The sequence below is a fragment of the Nannocystis pusilla genome, assembly GCF_020073745.1.
GTDB classification, from domain to species: Bacteria; Myxococcota_A; Polyangia; order Nannocystales; family Nannocystaceae; genus Nannocystis; species Nannocystis radixulma.
Map to the genome: position 1 here is coordinate 122,874 of NZ_JAIRAU010000005.1, position 21,151 is coordinate 144,024.

22 protein-coding genes are annotated in these 21,151 nt (G+C 68.2%); 9 read left to right on the plus strand and 13 right to left on the minus strand.

Going from position 1 to position 21,151, the window contains the following annotated elements; translation table 11 throughout:
* Positions 1 to 12: 12 nt before the first annotated feature.
* The 6 genes from K7C98_RS08435 to K7C98_RS08460 all read right to left on the minus strand — a co-directional run bounded on the left by K7C98_RS08435 (position 13) and on the right by K7C98_RS08460 (position 5,846).
* Entirely contained in the window at positions 13 to 771 is a 759-nt protein-coding gene (locus K7C98_RS08435) for a hypothetical protein (RefSeq protein WP_224191066.1), read from the minus strand.
* A 137-nt stretch (positions 772 to 908) separates the two neighbouring features.
* Entirely contained in the window at positions 909 to 1,247 is a 339-nt protein-coding gene (locus tag K7C98_RS08440; RefSeq protein ID WP_224191067.1) for a hypothetical protein, read from the minus strand.
* Positions 1,244 to 1,726, minus strand: coding sequence for a hypothetical protein (locus K7C98_RS08445; RefSeq protein WP_224191068.1), 483 nt, complete (start codon positions 1,724 to 1,726; stop codon positions 1,244 to 1,246). Before K7C98_RS08445 ends, K7C98_RS08440 begins: the two co-directional genes overlap by 4 nt.
* A 12-nt stretch (positions 1,727 to 1,738) precedes the next feature.
* The gene (locus K7C98_RS08450; protein WP_224191069.1) at positions 1,739 to 2,554 is read right to left on the minus strand and encodes a hypothetical protein; all 816 of its coding nucleotides are present in this window, start codon (positions 2,552 to 2,554) and stop codon (positions 1,739 to 1,741) included.
* Between the two features lie 1,021 nt (positions 2,555 to 3,575).
* Positions 3,576 to 4,316 carry a hypothetical protein gene (locus tag K7C98_RS08455; protein WP_224191070.1) on the minus strand — a complete coding sequence of 247 codons (741 nt, stop codon included), beginning with the start codon at positions 4,314 to 4,316 and terminating at the stop codon, positions 3,576 to 3,578.
* Positions 4,317 to 4,952: 636 nt separating this feature from the next.
* Positions 4,953 to 5,846, minus strand: a complete 894-nt coding sequence (locus K7C98_RS08460) for a hypothetical protein (protein ID WP_224191071.1) — start codon at positions 5,844 to 5,846, stop codon at positions 4,953 to 4,955.
* A gap of 747 nt (positions 5,847 to 6,593) precedes the next feature.
* On the opposite strand from K7C98_RS08460, the gene K7C98_RS08465 reads away from it, so the two are divergent.
* Together K7C98_RS08465 and K7C98_RS08470 are read left to right on the plus strand one after the other, a co-directional pair.
* The gene (locus tag K7C98_RS08465; protein WP_224191072.1) at positions 6,594 to 7,262 is read left to right on the plus strand and encodes a hypothetical protein; all 669 of its coding nucleotides are present in this window, start codon (positions 6,594 to 6,596) and stop codon (positions 7,260 to 7,262) included.
* Between the two features lie 148 nt (positions 7,263 to 7,410).
* Positions 7,411 to 8,241 carry a PP2C family protein-serine/threonine phosphatase gene (locus tag K7C98_RS08470; protein ID WP_224191073.1) on the plus strand — a complete coding sequence of 277 codons (831 nt, stop codon included), beginning with the start codon at positions 7,411 to 7,413 and terminating at the stop codon, positions 8,239 to 8,241.
* Between the two features lie 30 nt (positions 8,242 to 8,271).
* Here the strand turns inward: K7C98_RS08470 and K7C98_RS08475 are convergent, their stop codons facing one another.
* The gene (locus K7C98_RS08475) at positions 8,272 to 9,807 is read right to left on the minus strand and encodes a serine/threonine-protein kinase (protein WP_224191074.1); all 1,536 of its coding nucleotides are present in this window, start codon (positions 9,805 to 9,807) and stop codon (positions 8,272 to 8,274) included.
* 95 nt (positions 9,808 to 9,902) lie between these two features.
* Entirely contained in the window at positions 9,903 to 10,793 is an 891-nt protein-coding gene (locus K7C98_RS08480; protein ID WP_224191075.1) for a hypothetical protein, read from the minus strand.
* A gap of 134 nt (positions 10,794 to 10,927) precedes the next feature.
* Between K7C98_RS08480 and K7C98_RS08485 the strand changes: the two genes are divergently transcribed.
* A complete protein-coding gene (locus K7C98_RS08485; protein WP_224191076.1) occupies positions 10,928 to 12,646 on the plus strand; it encodes a hypothetical protein in 1,719 nt (572 codons plus the stop codon).
* A 3-nt stretch (positions 12,647 to 12,649) separates the two neighbouring features.
* On the opposite strand, the gene K7C98_RS08490 is transcribed toward K7C98_RS08485, so the two are convergent.
* A complete protein-coding gene (locus tag K7C98_RS08490; protein ID WP_224191077.1) occupies positions 12,650 to 13,525 on the minus strand; it encodes a hypothetical protein in 876 nt (291 codons plus the stop codon).
* Here K7C98_RS08490 and K7C98_RS08495 point away from each other — a divergent pair.
* The 5 genes from K7C98_RS08495 (at position 13,524) to K7C98_RS08515 (ending at position 15,225) form a co-directional block, all read left to right on the plus strand.
* Complete coding sequence (locus tag K7C98_RS08495) at positions 13,524 to 13,721, plus strand: hypothetical protein (RefSeq protein WP_224191078.1); 198 nt, start codon at positions 13,524 to 13,526, stop codon at positions 13,719 to 13,721. The genes K7C98_RS08490 and K7C98_RS08495 overlap by 2 nt on opposite strands.
* A gap of 125 nt (positions 13,722 to 13,846) precedes the next feature.
* Positions 13,847 to 14,023 carry a MerR family transcriptional regulator gene (locus K7C98_RS08500; protein ID WP_224191079.1) on the plus strand — a complete coding sequence of 59 codons (177 nt, stop codon included), beginning with the start codon at positions 13,847 to 13,849 and terminating at the stop codon, positions 14,021 to 14,023.
* A gap of 13 nt (positions 14,024 to 14,036) precedes the next feature.
* Entirely contained in the window at positions 14,037 to 14,369 is a 333-nt protein-coding gene (locus K7C98_RS08505) for a hypothetical protein (protein WP_224191080.1), read from the plus strand.
* Positions 14,357 to 15,007, plus strand: coding sequence for a hypothetical protein (locus K7C98_RS08510; RefSeq protein ID WP_224191081.1), 651 nt, complete (start codon positions 14,357 to 14,359; stop codon positions 15,005 to 15,007). Before K7C98_RS08505 ends, K7C98_RS08510 begins: the two co-directional genes overlap by 13 nt.
* Positions 15,008 to 15,015: 8 nt before the next feature.
* Positions 15,016 to 15,225 (plus strand): helix-turn-helix domain-containing protein, encoded by a 210-nt coding sequence (locus tag K7C98_RS08515; RefSeq protein ID WP_224191082.1) that lies wholly within the window; start codon positions 15,016 to 15,018, stop codon positions 15,223 to 15,225.
* A 189-nt stretch (positions 15,226 to 15,414) separates the two neighbouring features.
* Here K7C98_RS08515 and K7C98_RS08520 read toward each other — a convergent pair whose 3' ends face one another.
* The 4 genes from K7C98_RS08520 to K7C98_RS08535 all read right to left on the minus strand — a co-directional run bounded on the left by K7C98_RS08520 (position 15,415) and on the right by K7C98_RS08535 (position 19,549).
* Complete coding sequence (locus K7C98_RS08520) at positions 15,415 to 16,257, minus strand: hypothetical protein (protein WP_224191083.1); 843 nt, start codon at positions 16,255 to 16,257, stop codon at positions 15,415 to 15,417.
* Positions 16,258 to 16,269: 12 nt separating this feature from the next.
* Positions 16,270 to 17,334: a DUF4150 domain-containing protein gene (locus K7C98_RS08525; RefSeq protein ID WP_224191084.1), complete on the minus strand. Its 1,065-nt coding sequence runs from the start codon at positions 17,332 to 17,334 to the stop codon at positions 16,270 to 16,272.
* Positions 17,335 to 17,342: 8 nt separating this feature from the next.
* The gene (locus K7C98_RS08530; RefSeq protein WP_224191085.1) at positions 17,343 to 18,278 is read right to left on the minus strand and encodes a hypothetical protein; all 936 of its coding nucleotides are present in this window, start codon (positions 18,276 to 18,278) and stop codon (positions 17,343 to 17,345) included.
* A 77-nt stretch (positions 18,279 to 18,355) separates the two neighbouring features.
* Entirely contained in the window at positions 18,356 to 19,549 is a 1,194-nt protein-coding gene (locus K7C98_RS08535; RefSeq protein WP_224191086.1) for a DUF2169 family type VI secretion system accessory protein, read from the minus strand.
* 275 nt (positions 19,550 to 19,824) lie between these two features.
* Between K7C98_RS08535 and K7C98_RS08540 the strand changes: the two genes are divergently transcribed.
* Positions 19,825 to 21,129, plus strand: a complete 1,305-nt coding sequence (locus K7C98_RS08540; RefSeq protein WP_224191087.1) for a vitamin K epoxide reductase family protein — start codon at positions 19,825 to 19,827, stop codon at positions 21,127 to 21,129.
* The last annotated feature ends 22 nt before the right edge of the window (positions 21,130 to 21,151 follow it).

Here is a 21,151-nt window from a genome sequence, read left to right on the forward strand (position 1 = left end):
GCGGGTTCGTGGCTATCGCCCGCAGGTGGAGCCGTTGCAGTCCGGTTTGCAGCCGGGCTTGCACACCTCGGTGCGGCACATCTCGTAGAAGCGGTTGTTGTCGTAGACGATGACGACCTGCGCCGACTCGAGGTTGACGCCGCCGCTCCTGTTGGTGATCTCGACGGCGAGGCGCTCGAGGCTGCCGACGTCGATCGGGTCGTTCTTGTACTTGGGGAACGGGACGATGATCTGGCCGCCGTCCTTGTTCAGGAACTGGTTGCCGCGGAAGGTCGGGCCGATCTTCTTACCCGGGAGGTCATCGCCCGGCCCGAGGTAGAACTCGACGAAGAAGTCGAGGTAGTTGTTGGCGCCGCCGGCGAGGTTCATGTCGATGCGGATCTGGTTGGGCGTCCAGCCCGGCCGCGAGGGGTGCTGCATGCGGATCGTCTTGCCCGGCGTGACCGGGAAGGCGTTGACGTAGTCGCCGCCCAAGCCGGTGACGATCTGCTCGAGGTTGACCTGCGAGTCGTCGCTGTACTCGTCGATGGTGATCTTGGAGAAGTTGATGTTGGCGCTGCAGCAGACGTGGCGGACGAGACGCATGAGGACCTCGCATTGGCCCTCGAGGGACTTGCAACGCTCCTCGAGGCGGCCGTAGCAGCCGGACAGGCTGTTGGTGGACTCCGCGCAGCGCAGGACCTCGGTCCAGCGCTCGGGGCTGCATCGCAGGGCGCGGAGGAGTTGGTGGAAGACCGCCGGGTCGTCGATGGACATGGACTCGTGAGGCATGGATTCGAACTTGATCAGACTGCCGGACATGGAACTTCTCTTCCTGGGCGTGACACCGCCCGGACCGCGGGCATTGCACGCGGAGGTTGGAGGTCGGATTGTGAAGACAGCGAGCGAATGTAATGAGTGGCGCAGGTTCAGCCGCCGCTGAGCCGGCCGGGCTGGAGGCCGAGCAGCGACTCGAGATGGCGCGCAGCCGTGTCGGTGGTCGAGCTCGTGGCGGAGCTGGCCTCCGGCTGTGTCGTGGGAGCGGCCGGGGACACTTCGGGACCGCTCGGCTCGGTGCTGGCGAGGTCGTCTGGGAGCGCGTGGACAGACCACTGCAGGACGAGCACGTGGCCCGGGACGACGCTGCGAACGGCGTCGACGGGGACCTCGAGCTTGTGCTCGTGGCCGTGCGCGTCGGCGGCGTGCAGCAGCGCGGTCGGCGAGTGGCCGGTCAGCACCCGGAGCACGCGGGCGATCACCGTGTTCACGGTGCGCCTCCGTTCTGGGCGTCGGGCGCGGCCGGCAGCGGGTGCATGTACGCGTAGGCGATCGTGCCGATCGTGAACATGGTGCCGCCGACAGCGAAGAAGGCGCGGGTGGTAAGGCTCTCGTCGATGGCGGCGCCGGCCGCGATGCCGCCGAGGCCGAGCACGCCCATGACGGGGACGCCGGCGACGCGCACGTCGGCGACGCCCTGCGCGACCATGCCGAGGCCGACGCCGGCGACGGCGCTCGTGCAGATGGCGCCGAGCTGGTACCAGCGGCCGCGGCGGAACTCGGCCATCCGCTGCATGCGCTCCTCGAGCGTGCGGGCGCTGCAGATCCGCTCGACCTCGCTGGCGTCCTGGTCCGCGCGGGCGCCCTTGCGGGCGCCTCGCAAACGATCGCCGTAGCTCTGGGCGAAGCCCTGTTCGAGGCCGTTCATGAAGGCGCCGGGGGAGCCTGTTGGTTGTTGCGGTGCATCCATTCGTCTGTCTCCTTATTTGGGGTCTTGATCTTGCGGGACGAAGAAGTCGAGGACGCCGTCGAGGAATTCGCTCCAGCGCGAGCCGCGGTACTGGCGATGGGCCATGGCCATCATCTCGGCGTCGTAGGTGGCCTGCTGGTGCTGGAGCTGGTGCGCGAGCTGCTGGTACTCGAGCATGCGCCGCTCGGCCTCGAGGAGGTCGACGCTCTCCATGGCCTCCTGGAAGCGGTCCTGCAGGTGGCAGGTCTGCTCGGCCAGGCGCTGGTTGTTGGCAAGGAAGCCCTGGACTGCGTCGTTGACCTGGCCGAGGACCTGCGCCTGCACCTGCGCGGCGCGGGCATAGCTGTCGCACAGCATGTGGTGCGCGAGCTGGGCGACGGCGAGGACGTCGCGCGTGTCCTGCGAGACGGGTTGGTTCATGATGGTCTGTAGGGTCGAAGACGACGGGAGCTGCGCAGCGACGACAGCTCGGCTGCTGGGCGGACGTGCTTGGGGCGCCGCCGGGGGTGGCGGTGGCAGGGCCGACCGCGCGGCGGCCGAGGACATCGCCGCCGGACGCTCGACGACCTCGGCCGTGACGGCCTCGCGCGGAGACTCGGCCGGCGGGGCATTATCGGCGTCAGCGGGCTCGTCCTCGGCGGGTTCGGTGTAGAACTCGCCGTCGAACAGATAGCGGTACATCCGCCCGCGGTTCTTACGCGCGTGGATCTTGAGCCTCCTGTAGAACGCGACGAGGCTCGTGAACTGTTCGGTGACGAGCGGGGCGCCATCGCTGCTCAGGATCACGAGCGTGTGGACGCGAGGTTCATCGGTCGATTGTCCAGCCATCACATCCAAGGCTAATGGGCCGACCCTCCGAGGCAAGGCGAGGCGAGAGAAATTTGTCGCCGCGCCGCCCGGCTCCATTGATGGCAGTATGGACAATGCGATGTCATGAGCCTCCGCGCTGTCCCCATTGCTGTCACTGTGATGTCCGGTTCTGCGTGACAGCGACTGTCTTGTGTCGCGTGACAGCGGACTGTCCGCTGTCACCTCCGGGCGCACGCGGCCGTGTAAGCCACCGTGGCTGCATTTCCGCGGGCCGGCGCGAACCTGGGCGGCACAGCGACGGGGCGGAGGCACCACCAGGGGCGACGCGGCAATGCGGACACACGCTGTCCCGTCGAACGCCACGCGCTGGAGCGCACACTCGCGGCACCGGCCGGCAGTGTCGTGGAGGCGCGACGGCGACCTCAGTCAGGCCCCGGCCTGTCCGTTGTCGACCAGACACCTCGCGCTCGCTATGACCGGGCCGGAGCAGTCCCCGGCGGTTGTGCGGGAGGAGTGGACCGCAGTCTGGTCCATTCGAGAAAAATCCCACTTCTGACAGGTGATCGGTGGCGTGGGGTCGGCGACCCGCTAACGTAATCCACCGCATCTGCGTATGCAGGATCCCTCTCCCAGCGCTAGAGCCGAGAGAATCCGCGAGGCGGCGACCCGAGGGCTTGCCGCATGGCGACTACATCGAACCCAGCGGCGCAAGATCGAGCTGACGTGGTCGATCTGCGGCGCGGGGATCGGGGCCGATGTCCCCGAAGGTCGCTTTTGCGTGCTGCCCGTGGAGAGCGAGCCAGGGTGGGTCCTGACCTTCTGCTTCCGCGGCGAGGCTGGGTGGCGGCGGCTCGCGGAGGGACGCCGCGACGCGCTCATGCGGCGGGCCGAGGAGCTGGCGCGGCGGCCGGTGCTCGTGACGGTGCCCGATCCGCAGACCACGCCGCAGAAGTGGCGGCCGGCGGGCCCAGGCTGGTGGCGGTGCGTGGCGACGTGCGGCGAGTTCTGGCTCCGTGAGGCTGCGGACGGGGGCTGCGCGCTATTCCACGTCGACGGCGCCCTGGGCCTCTCGGCGCTCGCGGAGGGACGGCGGGAGGAGCTGATCTTCGACGCTCACTTCCTTCAGCGCACGCACGCAGGACACCGCATGGGACTCGGGCGCGGCGATCAGCGGGTCGGGTTCGAGCCCGTGCTCGTCGACAACGTGGTCGGTGCCGTCCGGATCGAAGAGGACGAGTTTATCCTGATCCACGCGGGCGTCGACGGCTTCGTGATTCTGCGGACGCGCGACGACCTCGTCGTCGTAGCGGATAGGATGGCGCTCGAGGACCTGCGCCGCGTACGGGACCCACCCAAGGTGCGGGCGCCGACAAACACTGATGATTCGCCACGCTCCGCGAGCGCGCACACGATATCGCCAGGGAACGTGGAGATCCTGAAGTGGGCGATGATGGCCCTCTCCAAGCAGTCGGTGGGCCAGAGACGAGGCGCCGGACAGGCGCGCAAGGCCTTCGCGCAGACGCCCATGGCGGCGAGTCGTCGCCCATGCCGACTCGATGGTCGTCGTGGCAGCGTGATCACCGAGCTCGGCGATTTGGCGGGGACGTGCTTGAACGGGTGCGACCGCACGCAACGCACCGCCTACACGCTGATGCACCGGCTCCTCCCGGAGCTGTTCGAGCTCGACCGTCACGTGGCTGCCTTCCGCGGCGATCGGCTCGCGGATCCCGCGGACCCGATCTGGGGACGACTGCGAGCGCTTGCGGCCGAGGCTGGTCACCGCGAGCCCGCCGCAGGGACAGATAGCGAGGAGATGCTGGAGGCCAACCGCGTCCTTCGACGCCGCAACGAGCAGCTCGAGGACGCGCTCGCAGCCGCACTACGCGCGGGCCCCATGTTGGAACTGCCGCCCGAGGCCCGCCCTCCCCACGATGCGCCCCACCGACCGACGACAGTGCCGCCGCAACCAGGATGGACAGCGGCCCGAGCGCCGAGCGCCGGAGCGGAGCCAGGCCCCGCGGGAAGGCGTCCTACAGACCCAACCCTGACGACCTTTGACGATCTGGACGACTCGGTCGCGCTCCCACGAGCGCCGACCGCGAGCCCTGGGCGGTGGGATTCACCGAAGCCAGCGTCATCGACAATGCAGGCACGCGCCTTCGAGCCGAACGCGGATACTCGTCCCTCCGCTCAAGGGTCGGCGAGCGGAACAAGGCCGCGCGATCGAACCCTCACGACCTTTGATGACCTGGACGACGAGTTCGCGCGAGCACAAACTCGACCGTCACGCGACCCGGCGAGCCCCATCACGGGGCCGCCCGCAGCGGGTCCGGCGGTGCGACCACGGGATCGATAGCGCTGTTATGCCAAGCTCGTTTCACGACCTGGCAGCGCAACGCCAAGCGATCGCGGCGGCCTACAACGTTCCATCATCGGTGCACCCCCAGGCTTCCAGACGCAGCGTCCAATCCCAGGCCCAGAAGGTGCCGGAATCCGAGCGGCGCAGGTTCCAGTAGCGTCCCTGGGTGAGCTCCAGCAACAGCTCCTTGTCGATGATCTGCTGGGCGTTGAGGAGGTAGTCGTCGGTATCGAGCGCGAGGAGGCTCATGATCAGCGACGCGACCGCGCTGCCAGGGACGGTCCAACCGCCCTCCAGGCCCGGAATCGGGATACCACCGACCCCCCCGACAAGTTCGGCGGCGGCCTCAGCGAGCTGGTTGAACCCGTCGGCTTGGTCCGACTCGAAGCAATCGTAGTTGATGTGCATGTTGCCTCCTGGGGGAGCGAGCTTGTTGTCGGCACCCCAGATGATGCCGGCCGTGGTGCCGTAGTTCTGGGTGTCCCCTTCGTCCAATTCGTTGGTGGGGGGCAGGAGGTGTAGTTCCGAGGCCGTCTCGGCTTCGGTCGTGATGATGCAGTACACGACATCGTCGGCGACGTCGTCGTAGTCCTCGTTCACGGTGAGCGAGGCGACACGGATCCGCAGGCGCGGGTTGTCGCAGACCGCGGTGGGGGGCGTTGGCTGGCCCAGCGTCCGATCGTCGACGTCCAGGGGATGCTGATCGCGGTACTGCTCCACGGAGTACATGCCGGCCCGGTGTAGAGCGCTGCGTATCCGCATTTCCAGCGCCGGGTGGGCCGATAGGCGCGACCGAAGGCGCGTGACCAGGTTCGGCTCATCCAGGAGCGGCGACGCGAGGGCGTGCGCGAGCAGGCGGACCGACGCATCGGCGCCCTCGATCCGCGCCGAGACGCGACGCAGAATGTCCTGCATCGTCAGTAGCGACATCTCCGTCATCAACTCCGGCATCGGCTCCGTGATCGTGGGCGGCTGGAGGTTCCCCGCGCAAGCCGGTGCCTGATCGCACATCGCACACGCGCCACAATCTTCGGGACAATCGGCGCATCCTTCCCATACGTCGCAGGTACCGTCGCCGCAAGCCCCCCCGGTCCCGCTCTCCCCTTCTTCCGCGCCCTCTCCACCCGTCGGATTCGTGCCCGTGACGGTGTCCGAAGTCCCGGCCGAGCTGCCCACCGAACTGCCCACCGAACTGCCCACCGACGCATCCGAAGTCGCGCCGGGGTCGTCGTTCTGGCAGGCGGCTGCGACCACAAGGATCGCGGTACCGAGGCAGGGCAGCAGTGAGCGTGGCGATGAGAACATGCTTCGATGCTTGCACTTACAGCCAACCAGTACAAGACGGACCGCCCCGCTCGCGTTCCCGTGGCTGAATCGTCGGCCCGGAACCGAAGAACACGAGAACAATGTTTCGGCGCCGAATATCTCGAGAGTCCTGCTGGGCGAAGGCGAGGCGACCGGGACGACGCTGCTCGGCGCTGACGGACCGATACGGTACGCGACTCGACCAACCCATACCTGGCCTCCTTGGCGGGGCGCAGCCTGGCTGGCGGTGTCGCTCAGGTCAGCTCTCTGTGGCGGGCACGAGCTCGTCCCGAACACTCGGCCGAATCAGCACCGGGGGAAGGCGTGAGATGGGTTCGCTGGCACGCATCGGCGGGGCTTTCGACCGTCCACGAGTTCGGGCACGATGACGCCGTGGGATTCATCCAAACCATCCAGAAAGCCCTGCAGGAGTCACTCGCCGCACAACAGCGCGCGGCCCTCGCGCAGATCCTTCGCCAGCGCGCATCGACCATGACCTTCGATGACCTCCGGCAACTCCTCTCGAGCCCGATCGGCCGGGGACTCGGCCCGATGCGGATCGCGGAGGCGTTCGGCGCACCATCGTCGGAACCGTCCGCTGCGCCGGTCGAGCCGACGCATACGTCGAAGCCGACGGCCAAGGCCAAGAAGACAGGGACCAAGCGGAAGCGCGGCAAGGCCGAGGCCGCGGCGGCGAAGGAGCAGCCGGGCGCGAGCGGCGAGCGCAAGCGGAAGCCCACCAGGGCGAAGAAGAAGGCCACACGAAAGGCCGCGCAGAAGAAGGCCGGCCGCGCATCGGCGGCACCGACGAACGCGGCAAAGCCCACCCCTCCGGGCGTGTCCCCGGAGAAGCGGGCAGAAAAGGATCGTTACGAGGCCGCGGTCCTGGCCGTCATTCGCGAGGCTGGCGACTGGATCGCCGCCGGCGATGTGCGCCCGCGCGTCGGGGGGAACGGCGAGGCGCTGCGGCTCGCGCTCAAGCGACTCGCAGAGCGCGGCGCCATCGTGCGAACCGGCGACCGGTCGAAGACGCGGTACAAGATCGCGGATCGGGCGCAGTGATCGTGCTCGAGAGCGGCGGCGGAGTGCGTGCCGCCGCGGTTGCCCCAACGTGTACCGCCGACGACGAGCCTGCGTAGCAAGGGAGTAGCGCCGCCGACCATCGACGAGGCGGCGCCGCCGCGCCCCGCAGTTGTTGTATGTTCACGCTGTGCGGACCCGTCATCACGGCGCCAGCGACGTCGGTCGACGCCGGAGCCAGAACGAGGACGCCTTCTTCGGCGCCGACGATCTCGGCCTCTTCGTCGTGTGCGACGGCGTCGGCGGGCGCGCCTGTGGCGAGGTCGCCTCGCAGATGACGGTCGACCTGATTCGCGAGTGGGTCTGCGACGAGGCCGAGCTCGTCCAGGCGGCCGCCGAGGAGGCCCGCATGGCGCGTCGCATGGTCATGCACGGCCGCTCGAGCGGCGCGTCGCAGGTCCGGCTCGGCGCCGAGACCGTCGCCCGCCTGGGCGCGCTCGTCCGCGGCGCGGTGCAGAACGCCTGCTACATCGTCCACGGCATGGGTGAGGTCGACGCCCGCTTCTCGGGCATGAGCACCACCGCGTCGGTCGTCCTCGTGGCCGGCGATCTGGCGATCGTCGGCCAGGTCGGCGACTCGCGCGTCTACCTCGCGCGCGGCGACGACGTCCGTCAGCTCACCGAGGACCACACGCTGCTCAACATGCAGGTCAAGCAGGGCCTCATCGACGCCGACAAGGCGCGCGGGCGGAAGAGCCTCATCACCCGCGCGGTCGGCCTGCGTGAATTCGTCGAGGTCGACATCACAGCCTTCCCGCTGCAGGCCGGCGACCGCCTCCTGCTCTGCTCCGACGGCCTCCACGAGTACCTCGACCGCGCCGCCGACCCCCTGATCGACCTATTCCGGCTCGACCCCCGCGTCGCCGCGCCGGCGGCGATCCGCTACGCCAACCTCTGCGGCGGCAAGGACAACATCACCGCGCTGTTCGTCGAGCTCCTCGAGGTCACCCTCGGCCGGTGATGTCCAGTTCGGCCTACCGCCGGTGCATCGCTACAGCTTGAAGCGCTCGGGTCGTTTCGGCGGGTGCTTGGCCAGCGCCTCTTCGATACAACGTCCGAGCTCACCACGCGCGGGACCGTCGTTGATCGTCACCGCCTTGCCCGGCGCGACCTCGATATCCAGCCGTGCGCCTGCAGCACTCTTGCACGCTACGAGCGCACGGCGCAGCGCGGATGATGGTGCTGTTGTATTGCGCTTCGGTGACGGCGAGTTGGCGAGGATGGTCTCGTCCGAGGTCTGCCAGGTCGACGGCGCCGTCGGCGGGCTTATGTCTTCCGCGGGGAGGACCGGCGGGGCGGGATCCGGAGCAGGTTGCGGGAGCGCTGGAGCGGATTGTGCGACGGCCGGGGCTGGTTCTGCGAGAATCGGCGGGGCTGTCTCGACGTTCTGCGTCGCCGCCGCCACGAGCGAGGGATCGGGGCAGCGAAGGACCGCAGGCAAGAGCCAGGCCGCGACGACACCGACGGCCAGGGCTGGCGCGAGGACCACGGCCCGCCGCGTCCAAAGCGACCCGCCTCGAGTCTGAGGCTCCTGCGCGTCGATCTGCTGCAACGCGTCGCGGATGGCCCTGAGCATCGAGACCGCGCTGTGGTGCCGCTCCTTGCGTGGGGCCAGCGCTCCGCGCAGCACGGCGACGAGAGGCTCGGGCATCGGCAGGGGCAGGACGATCGGCGTGAACGCCTCGTCGAGGCCGGCCGGATCGAGCGGCGTCCTGCCCATGAGCATCGCGTACCACACCGCGCCCATGGAGAAGATGTCGGCGCGGTAGTCGCCGCGTCCGCCGTTCAGACGCTCGAGCTCGATGTAGCCCTCCGTGCCGTAGATGATCTTGGATTTACTTTTGGGCTGCATCGCGATGTCGAGGCGGCCGCGCTTGTCGAGCAAGCGCGCATAGCCGAGATCGATGAGCCGCCCGCGCTCTCCGTGCGCCGTGTCGACGAGGCAATTGACGGGCGAGATGTCGCGGTGCGCGACGCCGGCCTCGTGCAGCGCGGCGAGCCCCGCGAGCAGGTCGCAGATGAGCGCAGTGGCGCGGCGCCATGGGAGCGGCTCTTCGGTGATCAGGTCGTGGACGGTCGGCCCATCCACGAGCTCGAAGACGATGAAGCGCTTGCCACCGAGCCAGCCGAAGTCCAGGGCGGGGACGAGGTTCTGGTGGCGCACTTGCGACGCGAGGCGTGCTTCTTGCGCGAAGCGCCGCGCGAGGTCGGAGTTCTTGTTGTACTCGGGGTGCAGCACCTTGACCGCGACGGTCGTGCCCAGGCGCCTGTCCTTCGCGCGGTAGAGCGTCGAGACAGTGCCGACCGAGATGCGCTTCTCGAGGAGGTAGCGATGGCCGAGCAACTGGCGGGAGAAGTCGTTGTCGAGCGGCTTGAGGTAGGCGACGTCGTGGCCTCCGTTCTCGTCGATGGTGTCGGCGGCGCCGTCATCGTCGCTGGAGTCGCTGATCCCCGCGGGGTCAGTGCTGCTCGCGGAATCGGCGGTGCCGGCGGTGCCCTCGGTGCTGGTGCCGTCGTGCTTGTCCAACTTCTCGCGCGAGAAGTTGAGGTAGACGACGTGGCCGTCGTCCTTGTCGGAGGGCCCGGCGGCCTTGTCGGTGTCGTCGGTGTCGTCGGACATGGTTAGAACTCCAGCCTGAAGCGAAGGCCAGCGGCGGGGAGGATCGATGGGCTGAGCGCGAACCGGCGGCCGTTCTTGGCGCGATACGCATCCACGGCGAGGAGGGTGCTGCCAGCGATGATGACGGCAGGGCCAGCGATGAGGAGTCCGATCGCAAAGCGATCCGCTCGTTTACCGGCTTCGGGGTCGACGGCTTGGTCTTGGGGGATACCGTTGCTGCCGTAGGTGGCGTTCAGGGCCTCGACGCGCTCGTGCAGGACGGCGCCGTGAGCGAGCGCCCCGACGCCGCCCAGACTAAGGCTGAGTCCGACGCCGAGCGTGGTCCAGCCCGCGATGCGAAGCGGACGGCGGGTCCGAGCCGGGGATGCGGCGGCCGCCCGGGGCGCCGGAACTGGCTCGGAGCTGGGCGGACGCGGCACGGGCTTGACGAGCTCCGGAGACGCCTCGGTTGATCTCGCGGCCGGCGCGTGGTCCGTATCGACAGCCGGCGCGGGTGGCGAGGCCTCGGGCTCGCAGGTCTGAAGCGTGGCGATGTCCTTCAGCGCCTCCTGCACGTCCTCGCGGTCACGCAGGCGCTCTCCCGCGGACAACGTCGCGAGCGACGCCGCGAAGGCTTCGAGCACATGCTTGGCGGCGCAGAGCGGGCGGTCGGCGCCGCCGGCCTCGTGCGCCTTGCGGTAGATCCTCTCGGCCTCGAAGGCGAGGTAGGAGCGCCGGTCAAACGCGTCGACGGGCGTGGCCTCGAATTCCTCCCGACAGGCGTCCGCCGCCGCTGCCAGGGCCCGACCCCGCTCCTGGGGATCGACTCGTCCCGCCGCGGTGTCCCGGGTGTGGCACACGCTCTCGGGCGACGGGGCCATAGCCAGGACCAGGGACAGGGTGACGGGGCTCATACAGGCTCATCCTACCCGAACCCGCCGCCGGAGAGGAGTTAGGCCATGATAATTAGATGTAAGTGGGTAACTGACCACAGATCTAGCCGCAGCGCCTCGACCGCCACCGGCGGATCTTCTGGTACCATGGGTCCATGTCGGTTCGCCGGTCTCTCGCCGCGCTCCCCTTCCTCAGTAGTATCGTTGTCGGCTGCTACGGCGACATCGAGCTGCAGGCGTGCACCTACGTGGACGACCCAACCGGATGCAGCGACGGCCCGGGGGCGCCGACAACGGTAGGGTCGACGAGCGGCGGCACCGAAGGGGGCGACACTGAAGGGGGCGGCGCGAGCGAGGGCCCCGCGCCAACGACCTCCGCGCCGGGCGTAACGACGGGAAACGCCTCGGAGACGTTCGGCACGCCCGAGACTGGCGATCCGGTCGACGATCCGCCGTGGGTCGCGGAGATCGTCTGCGACCCGGAGATCGCCAAAGAGGTCGGGCCGACACTCGTCACCTACACGGCCAGTGCCGACGCGGTCGAGGCGGAGCTGCTCGACGACGGGGTCGTGATAGCGACCGCGCCAGTAGGCGAGCCGCTCGTCTTCCCGGTGATCGGCGCCGCGACCAACAACCCCGGGAGCGAGCTGACGGTCCGCGTGCGCGACGCGGGCGGGCAGACGGCCGAGGCGTCGATCTTCCAGCCGAGCGTGGTCGGCCCGCCTGGTGGTGAGATCTGGAAGACGATCGAGCAGAACGACGGCCAGCAGAGCATGGGCGTCGGCGTGGCTCAGCAGGACGGCCTCGCGCTGTCGGCCGGCGTCGTGTGGGACGGCATGCAAGTCCTTGGCACGCTCCGCCGCTTCGATGAGGGCGGGAAGTGGTTCGGGGTGCCGGGCGCGTGGACCAAGGCACACCCGACCTGGACGGGGATCGCTCCACTCAAGCCGGAGAACGTCGGGCCCACCGCGCTCGCGGTCGACGCGGAAGGCTTCATCGTCTTCGCCGCGACCGCGATCATGCTCGGCGAGCCGCGCATGTACGTCGTGCGGTTCTCGCCCGACGGCGAGTTGGTCTGGGAGCTGCTGCACAACCCGGGCACCGAGGCGCGCGGCGTAGGCGTGATGCCGGACGGGACTATCTACGTCACTGGCGGGATCCGGACGAACGATGCACCCGAACTATGGGACATGGCGACGTGGGTCTACGGCGCCGACAAGACAGCGCATGGGGTCGACGTGTTCCGCGAGTCGAAGGCGTTGGACCCGGCGAACGAGTGGAGCGAGCGCGGCCGCGGCGTCGCCGTGCTGAAAGATGGACGCGTGGGGGTCGTGGGGACGCGCGAGATTTGGGACCCGATCACCAACAAGCTCCTTCTCCGCGGAGTCGTCCTGCTCTACGAGGCCCACGCCATCCGTGTCGGCGAGTGGAGCTCGACCGGCAACCTGGGCCTTCAAGACGCGCTGCTCGCGGTGACAGCGACGGACGACGGTCTCGCCGCCTGCGGCTACGTTCAGGCGGACCCCAACGCGAAGACACAGCTCGTCGTGCGCTGGTTCGACGACGCGCTCCAGGAGCAGGCACCGCGCGTCGAGACCTCGATGGGGGCGTCGACGTGCAACGCGGTCGGCTATGCGCGCGAGGGACGGACGATCGTAGGGGGCTCGCTCGTCGAGACCGGCTTCGGCGCAAACGCCTGGATCTTCGCTGTGGAGGATGCTGCCTCGCCGCTCGTCGAGTACCTGAAGCTGGACGGACCCACGCAGGGCACCGATCAGGTGGCCGCCCTGGCCTGCGACTACACGTGCGCGTGGACCGGCTCGCTGCAGGTCGGCAACCACTTCCAGTGGATCACCGGCATGTTCCGCGGCTGAATTTCACTGAGGGATCAGCAGCGAGCACTGCTCGAGGATCATCGCGGCAGCCTCGTCGAAGTACGGGACGTAGCTGGGGGCGCAGGTGCTGCCGAACACGCCGTGATCGGCCTCCTCTTCCGCGAGGATGCGCAGGTAGTTGGTGCCCCCCACAAGAGGCTTGCAGTGGCCCTCAGGCAACTCGTTGTCGTTCGAGATGACGAGCGTGACGATCGCGTCGCCGTTGCCCTTCTTCGCGTTCTTTATCCTCTTGTACCAGTACCACGGCTCGTAGTTCGGCATGTTCTCCGCGCCCGGCGACAAGACGATGACGGCGAGCAACGCGTCCGGGCGGATGAAGCCCGCGTTGCACCCGTCCAACATCTCCGGCTCGAACGCGGAGATCAGCGCCGTTTCCGTGATCGGCCATTGCGGCCCTGCGCCAAGGGTGGAGATGCAGTTGAATGCGTTGATGAAGTTGTCGCCCTCCTCCGACGTGATGAAGCGGTTGCCCCCCGCGAGCTCGCACCGCTTGTTCGAGCCGTCCCAGTTACCGATGAACGTCACGCCCGCCCCCATCTTCACGTCGCACTCGACGAGCTCCTCATCGCACGGGTAGTCCTCCGGCCCGCCGAAGTCGCCGCAGCCGGGCTTGGCGCAGTCGTCGCACATGTAACAGGGGGCGCAGTACGGGAGATACGCGAGCGACGCGCCGGTGACCATGATGTGGTAGTCGAAGTCGGCGAAGTCGCTCTTGATGGTGTCGATGAAGTGCGGGAACAGCTCCTGGATCGCGGCCTGATAGGGCAGCGTCTCCGCGCCGTTCGAGATGATGAACAGGAAATCGATCTTCCCCTGGCAGCCCGGCGGGTTGCCGCCGAAGTCCGGGATCGGGCCCATGTCCGGCACGCTCGTCCCGCTCGCGCTGGCGGTGCTGTCCTCGCTCGAGCCCGTGCTCGTCGAGCCACCGCCGCTGCCGCCGCTGTCGCCCGAACTGCTCGACGACTGCTCGCCGGTCGAGCTGCTCGCCAGCGGCATCGTCGTCATGGCCGGCGACGATGTGAAGCCCGTCATCGCGGACGCCTGGAGGGCCTGAAGCTGGACGAGATCCTCGAGCTGCTGAAGGCCGAGGATGGCGCCCCGCCGCGGCGCAAGGTAGCCTCGCGCCGTGCTGCTACGACCCCGAGCAAGCGTCGCCGTTGACCGGGTGAGCGCGTCGACATGACCGACCAGAGAATCGTCGATCCGGCCTTCTGCACGACCCAGGACCTCATGGAGGCCGCCGGCGTCACGACCCTCACCGTGCGCAACTGGGTCGAGCGCGGGCTGTTGCCGAAGCCGACGGCGCTTGCGCGGCGCTTGCGATGCGTGTACATGTTCCCATGGACTATACGCTGAGGAGTCAAAACAGATGAACCTTGCCCTCTTGCACACTCTCCCGCCTAACCAATGTTCAGCCCCAAACCCGGCCAGTGCGGGCCCGGCTCTCGCCGACATCGAGTGCGACGTCGTCGAGGTCAAGGCGCGCCAGCGCGGCTTCTACACCGCCGGCTTCCGCCACTACTACGTCGACTCGGCCGGGCACGTCATCCTGATCCGCGGCCCCGGCGGCGCCACCTTCCAGCGCATCGATGACCTGCCGGACGACGCCGAGGTCGACCGCAACGCGCCGGCCGATGACGTCCTGTGGCACTTGGGCACCGTCGCGGAGCTGGAGGCGGAGGGATCGTCATGCAGCCGTTGACCCGAAGCGCCGCCCGGAAGGCCGAGATCAGGCGGGATCACGAGGTCGTCAAGGCCGCGCTGAACGCGGAGCTCAAGCAGATCTTCGACGCCGCGCGCGTCGCACCCGAGATCAGCCTCCAGGACGTGTGGCTGAACGTCCACAGCGCGGCGTCGGCGAGCCAAGACGTTGCCCGGGCCCTGGAGAGCCTGCGCGGGACCCTGCTCGGCAACGGGTCCGTGAAGTACACCGACTCGGTCCCGCTGTCCGAGGTGCTGCGGTGGTTCCGTCACCGGGGGAACTATCACGGCGTCTACGACTCGCTCCGCGAGCTCGGCAACATCCTGCGCCCGGCGCTGCGGATTGTGCTGGGCCTGACGCCAGACGCCCGCATCAACGTCGCCCGCACGCTCCACCTGCGCGGCGAGCTGTGGACCTACGAGCACGACGGGCAGCTCCACGTGTTCGCGCGCCCCGACAGCACCGTCGACAAGTTGCTGGCGAGCGAGCGCCCGCGCGTGGTCGACCCGCCGCTGGAGCTGCCGTCGAAACTGAGGCTGGTCGTCGCGCCGGCTCCCGCGCTACCGAGCGAGCGCGAGCCGGACGCGCCCGTTTGTCGATCCACGCCCCGCTCGCGCGCCGTGTCGGCGCCGGGCTGAGGAGAACTATGTCGCAGCTCATCCTGGAAGACTTGAACCTCGAGGCCGCGGAGCGGCGCCTGTGCTCCGAGGCGCTCAGCACCGCTGGGAATATCACCGGCGCAGCCGGGCTGCTCGGCATCGACCGCCACGCGCTGAGGCGGCGCATCAAGAAGCTCGGCATCGACTGGCCGCCCATACGCGTGGCCGTTGCCGCCAAGCCCACCGTCGGGCAATAGCGCATTCGGGGCTGATGCGCAGCCCTGTCGACGATCGCCGTGGCGTGCTGGTACATGCTGAAGGCCAATAGCGTCAGCAGCGGCAGAACGACGGGCTCGGTCGCAAATGCGAGGTCCGGGCCGGCGAGCTTCCGCTCCTTGGCGCGCGCGTCGTCCATACGAAGGCGGCGGCGCGTCTGAGCGTCCTGCTCAGGATCTGCGGGGGATCTTGTGCCCGAAGAAGTAACGTTCGCCGGGCTCGAAGCGGTCCGGAGCGTCGCTCTCGAGCCAGGCCTCCAGGCGCGCCGCTGCGGTGAGCGGCTTGAGGTCGCCGTTCGTCTCGAAGAAGTCCGAGCAGTCGATGCCTGTGCATGCCTCGAAGCGCTGGCGCAGGTACGGCTTCATCATGTTCTCGTAACTGCTGGTGCCGAGCATCTGCAGGAAGCGCTCCGCAACCCGGCGGACGCTGAAGGGCCCGCCGAAGAAGGAGTAAGCGCTCGGCCCGCCGAGCTCGATGAGCCGGCGCTGCCAGAGCTCGCGGACCCCTGTCTCGTAGGCGAGAAACGCCTCGAGCGTGTCCTTGCGCGGATAGTTTGCGGCCGCCCCGAACTCGGGCTCGAGCATGGTGGTCAGATAGGCGGGGATGCCCTCGGCGCATTGACCGGGGAAGTTGCGATCGTAGGCCCAGAGGATAGCCTTGACTGCGGACAGACGACCCCAAAGGCCGAGTGCGTGGCACAGCTCGCACATGCTGTCGATGTCCCAAACGACCTCGAGAATGAAGGTCTCGACCGCCTGAAGATGTTCGTCGGTCCCGGCGTCGCCGAGCAGGTTGCACGCGAACATGCGAGTGGCGTGACTCTTGAGACTGGGGTAAAGCTCGAGCAGACCGTCGAGGGCCGCGAACTCGCCGCGACGGACGCGTGCGAAGCGCTCGCGGAGGATGCGCCACTCCTCGACCTCGCGTTCGACCTGCGGCGGCAGCGCCTTCCAGAGGACCGGGGTGAAGTAGCACCGCTTGCGCGGCTCCATGAAGGTGGGCACCTCGTACATCTCGTCGATCCTTTACCACGTGTCCGTCATGAACTGATCGATCTCCTGGCAGGCCAGGCAGAGCCGCTGTTGCGGCTGCAGGTTGTCGGGGTTGGTGGGGCAACCACCGTACTCCTTGGGCGTCAGGTGATTGATCCGCTCGAGCTTTCTCGCGTCCGCCTCGATCCGATCGCGCTGCTGAGCCAGCTTGTTGCCGGCGCGCTGTTGCCTCGAGAGCGTGGTGGTCCGCGCCATCGCGGCCTGCGTCGCCTGCGGATACACTGCCAGCATTTTCTGCATGAAATGACGCATCCCGTGAAGTTCGACGTCGTAGGTCTCCTTGTACCACTCCTTGTATTTATCTCGCGCTTTGTCCCACTGGCGTTCGATGTCCGTGTGTCGCACTGGATCGGGCTTGCGGAACACGTCGCAGGGCGGCGAGGGAAAGGTCTTGCCGTCGCAGGTGCACTCGGTCTTCTTCACCGAGCGCAGCAGTTTGTACTCCTCCGCGCGTTTCGGGCTGTAGTTGGGCGCTTTCGGATCGATCCTGAGGGCTTCCCGCATCGACAGGGGCTCCTCGCCCTCCTTGAAGGCGGCGGCGCAATCCCGGGAGCCGCAGCACGGGCACTGCTTGGCGGCGATCCGATCGAGCGCGAGCCGGTGCATCTCGCTCATGTTCGGGATCGGCGGCGTGCCCCCCGGGTAGCTCGCGTGGTTGCTGGTGGTGAGGTCCAGGTGCCGGCAGACGTTCTTCCCCTCGACAAGCACGTCCATCGAGTGCGCCTGGAAATACGTTTTGCCTGAGATCGTGTGCGTCAATACGCTGCCGCCGAAGTTTCGCGTGGCGGCCTCGTCCCCGAGCGGCTTCGAGGTGTAGAAGCTCTGCCCGCGGAGGGCGAGCGGCTTACCGCCGATCACCACCGCGCGGCTGCCCTGCTTGAGATCTCGGGCGAACGAGCTGTCTGGATAGGGCACCGGTATTGGACCCGTCGGAGGCGGAGGCGGGCTCAGACAGACGTCGGGGAATGCCGCCATCACCTTCGCGTCACCGGCCTTGTGCGCGATCTCCATCCCGTTCGCGTAGACCTTCTTGCCCATACCTCCTCCTATCCCGCGCTCTCGATCACCACCGCTGCGCGCCCGCCAGCCTCGTCGCCGGCGAACCCGATCGCCCGCGGTCCCGGGGCGTACTTGCGCGCCCAGCCCGCCATCGCCCACAAAAGGCCGCACAATCCCGCAGCGGCGCCGGTGTCGCCGAGCGTCTCCGCCGGCAGCCACAGCGGGAACTCGGCCTTGCGCTCGCGGAGAAGCCGCGAGACGAGGAGGGCCTGCTCCTTGAAGTAGAAGCTCTCGCCCGCCGCGTCGGAGAGCCGGAAGTCGACCTCGTGGGGGTGCAGGCCGGCCTCGAGCAGCGCCGCGCGGGCCGCTCCGAGCAGGCCCTCGGCACGCAGCGGGACGTCGTTGTCGAGCGACGAGGGCTCTCTGGCGAAGCCGAGCCCGCGGATGCGCGCCAGGGCGTGTCGCCTGTCCCCGGTCAGCAGGACGGCAGCCGCGGCCTCGCTAGGGATCACGCCGTCGGAGTTGCCCTCGACCAGCAGCCTCTGCTTTTGTGACAGGGCGAGCAGCGTGCGAGCGGTGAGTAAGGATTCGGCGGCGGCGACGATGCTCGGTCGCCCGGCACGTACGCATGCGCGGCCCTGCTCAAGGGCGACGTATCCGCCGTAGGCGCCCTCGCGGAGGACATGAACGTCTTCGGGAAGGATCCGCGTGCCGAGCGTCTGCGTCAGGACTTCGGCGAGAGAGCTGGGAGAGCTGCGCTCGAGGGCAAAGCGGCCCAGGGCCAGGAAGACGGACGGGCGCTCGAGCGCAGCGAGGCCGTTCCCCCGTGCGAGATCGGCGAGCGCGTAGATCAGCAGCTCGAGCCAGCGCTGCCCCGGTGGGACATCTTCGCGGATGACGCCCTGGAGACGCGACGTGACGATCTCTCGGCCGTCGTCGTCGTGCTGGCCGGAGAAGCTCTTCCGTGTGATCCCGGCGCGCATGGCAGCGCACGCGGACGGCCACGTCAGGCCCACGGGACAAGCCATTCCGGCCGTGCGGATGAACGTCGGGCGCTCGCTCATGGCTTGCCTCCGCGGCGCAGCCAGTCGAGGGTCGCGGACAGGCCGGCGAAGACCGGCTTACCGTCGCGGTAGCCGACGAGGGAAGCGGCTTCACGTCCCGGTCGCTCACCGACCAGGATCTCGCGGAGCGCCGTGAGCTTCTTGCGAAGCGGCACGCTCGCGCGCCATACGAGCGTGGCGAGCTCGAGGTGTGGTTCGAGCGTCACCGTGTCGAGCACCCCGCTCCGGACGACCGAGTCGTCATCGAAACGAAATTCGACGGGTACGTGCAGCGAGGGGATGACATAGTGGACCGCCTCTCGCTCGGCCATATGGATGCAGCGGATCTTCTCACCGCCCCGAAAATGCGGAAACTGCTGCTCGATCGGCGCGCACTGGAAATAGCGGCTGTCGAAGTCCTCCGGTAGAAAAGGCGCCCGCTCGTCGCGCCAACGCGCGTCGTACGTGCCCGCGAGTGCGACCCGCGGCTCCCAAGCGCGACCGACGCAGCCGAGACCGGCGGGCCCCTGGCGGTCGCGGGGCGAGGACACGGGGCGGCTCAGGAGCTCGATGTTGGGAACGGGCCGGCCCTCGATGTCTCGCGCCCTGCGACGGGGATGGAACCCCAGGCCGACGGGGTTGCGCGTCTCGACGACCACCCGCTCGGGGCCGTCGCTGTCGTCCATACCTCCGAATGCGCGGTCGAAGGTGATCGGCATCTCGGTGAAGGGAATGGCATCATTAGCCCTGATGCCCATGGCGTTCGTCCAGCGCCGATCGCCGTGAATCATGAGATCCTTGACGCGATCGTGCACTTCGAGCCGCACGGGCAACTTCTTTACAGGCCGGCGTCCAGGGACGACGGCCATTCCGACCACGATGACGTCGGTCAGCGGCTTCTCGAGTGCGAAGTCGCATTCATGACGCACACTGGTGGTCGCGGGATCGCCGTGGTGCTCGTCCGCCGCGACGATGGGCCGCTGCTCCTCCGCGAGCGTCAGCTCGCCGCGGTCGTCGGTGAAGAAGGTGCCCTTGACAACGACGACGCAGCGGTCTCTCGCATCCCGGTCGGCCGCCACACACAGGCCGGCGAGCATCCCGGTTGTGTTGGAGGCGATCTGCATCGGGGGCGGCGACAGGCATATCATGCCGTGAATCTTTCCCACACGAGGATTGGCCTCGCGCTTCCGCCCGCTGTCAGCCGCCGCCATCGTCGAGAAGCTCTTGGGCCAGCCCCGCGGCGGGCAACGTTGCCGTCTGGGTCCGCTATTTCTTCGGCCGTCCGCTCTCCCGTGACGAGGGGCGAGCGCGAGAGCTGCGGCTCGCGCCGTCGGGAGACGGCTTGAGGCCAGACCCAGCGCGGGGGTGCCGGAACTGAAGGTCGGGCGGGGCGGCAAGGCGAGCGCGAACACGCCCAGCCGGCCCAAGGGACGGCAGAACCACGCACGCCTGCCCCCTACGAGGCTTTTTCGGTATCCTCCCGGCCATGCACCCCGTCCCCGAGCCCGAGCGGCGTCTCTCGGCGATCACGGGGGCCGTCTTCTTCTGCCTCTTCTCGGTCCTCGGCGTGCTCGTGAGCGGTTTCTTGACCATCGTCAAGTTCCGGTCCGCCGTGCAGTGCGACGAGTCGTTCCTGTCGGCGTGCCAGCTCGGCTCGTGGTTCGACTGTAACACCGTTCTCACCAGCCCATGGTCGACCTGGTTTCAAGTCCCGATTTCGGTGTTCGCCACGGCATTTTACCTCGCCGGTCTCTGGCTGGCGGCCCGGCTCCTGCGCAGTCCGGACGAGCACTTGCCGGCCTCCCGGCCGCTCTTGCTCCTGTTCGGGTGGGTGGGAGTTCTCGTCATCGTCCCGCTCGCCTGGTACGCAGCCTTCGAGATCGGGAGTTTTTGCACGTTCTGCGTCCTGGTGTACCTGGTCAATCTCGCGCTCTTCCTCGCCGCGTGGCTCGCCAACCCTCGCGGTCCGATCCGCGGTCTGACGAGCCTCGCCCCGACGGGAGATGCGCGGCCGCTGCCGGTGTTCGTGACCACGGTACTCTTCTTTTCGGCGGCCCTCGCCGTGCAAATGGCGATTTACCTGCGGAATGAGGTCAACGTCGAAGTCGAGACGCAGTGCATCAAAGAGGGCGGCCGGCTCCCCAATCCTGCGCTCGTGCTCGGAGCTGCCAAGCCCGAGGCCGAGATTGCGCTCTTTGTCGACTTCGCCTGCCCGGCCTGTCGCAATGAATACCTCCACTGGAGGGACGACATCCAAGCCGCCGGCGAGCGCTACCGCCTCTCGCTGTATCACTTCCCGCGGGAGGGCGAATGCCTGGCGGGCGGCACGTCATTCAACCCCAACTCGGTCCACCACCACGCCTGTCGCGCCGCCCGGGCACTCGAGTGCGTGGAGCGCCTGAAGCCTGGCGCCGGCTGGGCCATGGCCGATGCCCTGTTCGCGGCCCACGACCAGTACGACGGCTCGCTCTTCACCGGCGCGCACCTCGCCGAGATCGCAGGCACCGCCGGCCTCGTCGTTGATGCCGACAACAGCCAGGATCCATTCTTCACCTGCATCGAAGATGACGACGCCGTCCTCCCGCGGATTCTCGAGCACGCCCGGTTCGCCCTTGCCCGAGGTCTTACCGAGACCCCGGGCACGTTCTTCATCTTCTTCCACGCCGACGGCCGCCCGTTCGAGAAGATTCCTCTCGTCAAGGGTACCAAGCGCTACCTCGACGTCGACGACTACATCATGCGAACGCGTGAAAAGGTCGAAGACGAAATCGAGAACGGCATGACGCTCTGACCCTCTATTCCCGTGCAGGCTG

Bases quoted from the DNA above. Each gene is read 5' to 3' on its own strand.
- K7C98_RS08435 (WP_224191066.1), bottom strand. From the start codon at position 771: ATGCCTCACGAGTCCATGTCCATCGACGACCCGGCGGTCTTCCACCAA.
- K7C98_RS08445 (WP_224191068.1), bottom strand. From the start codon at position 1,726: ATGGATGCACCGCAACAACCAACAGGCTCCCCCGGCGCCTTCATGAAC.
- K7C98_RS08450 (WP_224191069.1), bottom strand. From the start codon at position 2,554: ATGGCTGGACAATCGACCGATGAACCTCGCGTCCACACGCTCGTGATC.
- K7C98_RS08460 (WP_224191071.1), bottom strand. From the start codon at position 5,846: ATGCCGGAGTTGATGACGGAGATGTCGCTACTGACGATGCAGGACATT.
- K7C98_RS08480 (WP_224191075.1), bottom strand. From the start codon at position 10,793: ATGAGCCCCGTCACCCTGTCCCTGGTCCTGGCTATGGCCCCGTCGCCC.
- K7C98_RS08485 (WP_224191076.1), top strand. From the start codon at position 10,928: ATGTCGGTTCGCCGGTCTCTCGCCGCGCTCCCCTTCCTCAGTAGTATC.
- K7C98_RS08495 (WP_224191078.1), top strand. From the start codon at position 13,524: ATGTCCGGCACGCTCGTCCCGCTCGCGCTGGCGGTGCTGTCCTCGCTC.
- K7C98_RS08490 (WP_224191077.1), bottom strand. From the start codon at position 13,525: ATGGGCCCGATCCCGGACTTCGGCGGCAACCCGCCGGGCTGCCAGGGG.
- K7C98_RS08500 (WP_224191079.1), top strand. From the start codon at position 13,847: ATGACCGACCAGAGAATCGTCGATCCGGCCTTCTGCACGACCCAGGAC.
- K7C98_RS08505 (WP_224191080.1), top strand. From the start codon at position 14,037: ATGAACCTTGCCCTCTTGCACACTCTCCCGCCTAACCAATGTTCAGCC.
- K7C98_RS08510 (WP_224191081.1), top strand. From the start codon at position 14,357: ATGCAGCCGTTGACCCGAAGCGCCGCCCGGAAGGCCGAGATCAGGCGG.
- K7C98_RS08515 (WP_224191082.1), top strand. From the start codon at position 15,016: ATGTCGCAGCTCATCCTGGAAGACTTGAACCTCGAGGCCGCGGAGCGG.
- K7C98_RS08520 (WP_224191083.1), bottom strand. From the start codon at position 16,257: ATGTACGAGGTGCCCACCTTCATGGAGCCGCGCAAGCGGTGCTACTTC.
- K7C98_RS08525 (WP_224191084.1), bottom strand. From the start codon at position 17,334: ATGGGCAAGAAGGTCTACGCGAACGGGATGGAGATCGCGCACAAGGCC.
- K7C98_RS08530 (WP_224191085.1), bottom strand. From the start codon at position 18,278: ATGCGCGCCGGGATCACACGGAAGAGCTTCTCCGGCCAGCACGACGAC.
- K7C98_RS08535 (WP_224191086.1), bottom strand. From the start codon at position 19,549: ATGGCGGCGGCTGACAGCGGGCGGAAGCGCGAGGCCAATCCTCGTGTG.
- K7C98_RS08540 (WP_224191087.1), top strand. From the start codon at position 19,825: ATGCACCCCGTCCCCGAGCCCGAGCGGCGTCTCTCGGCGATCACGGGG.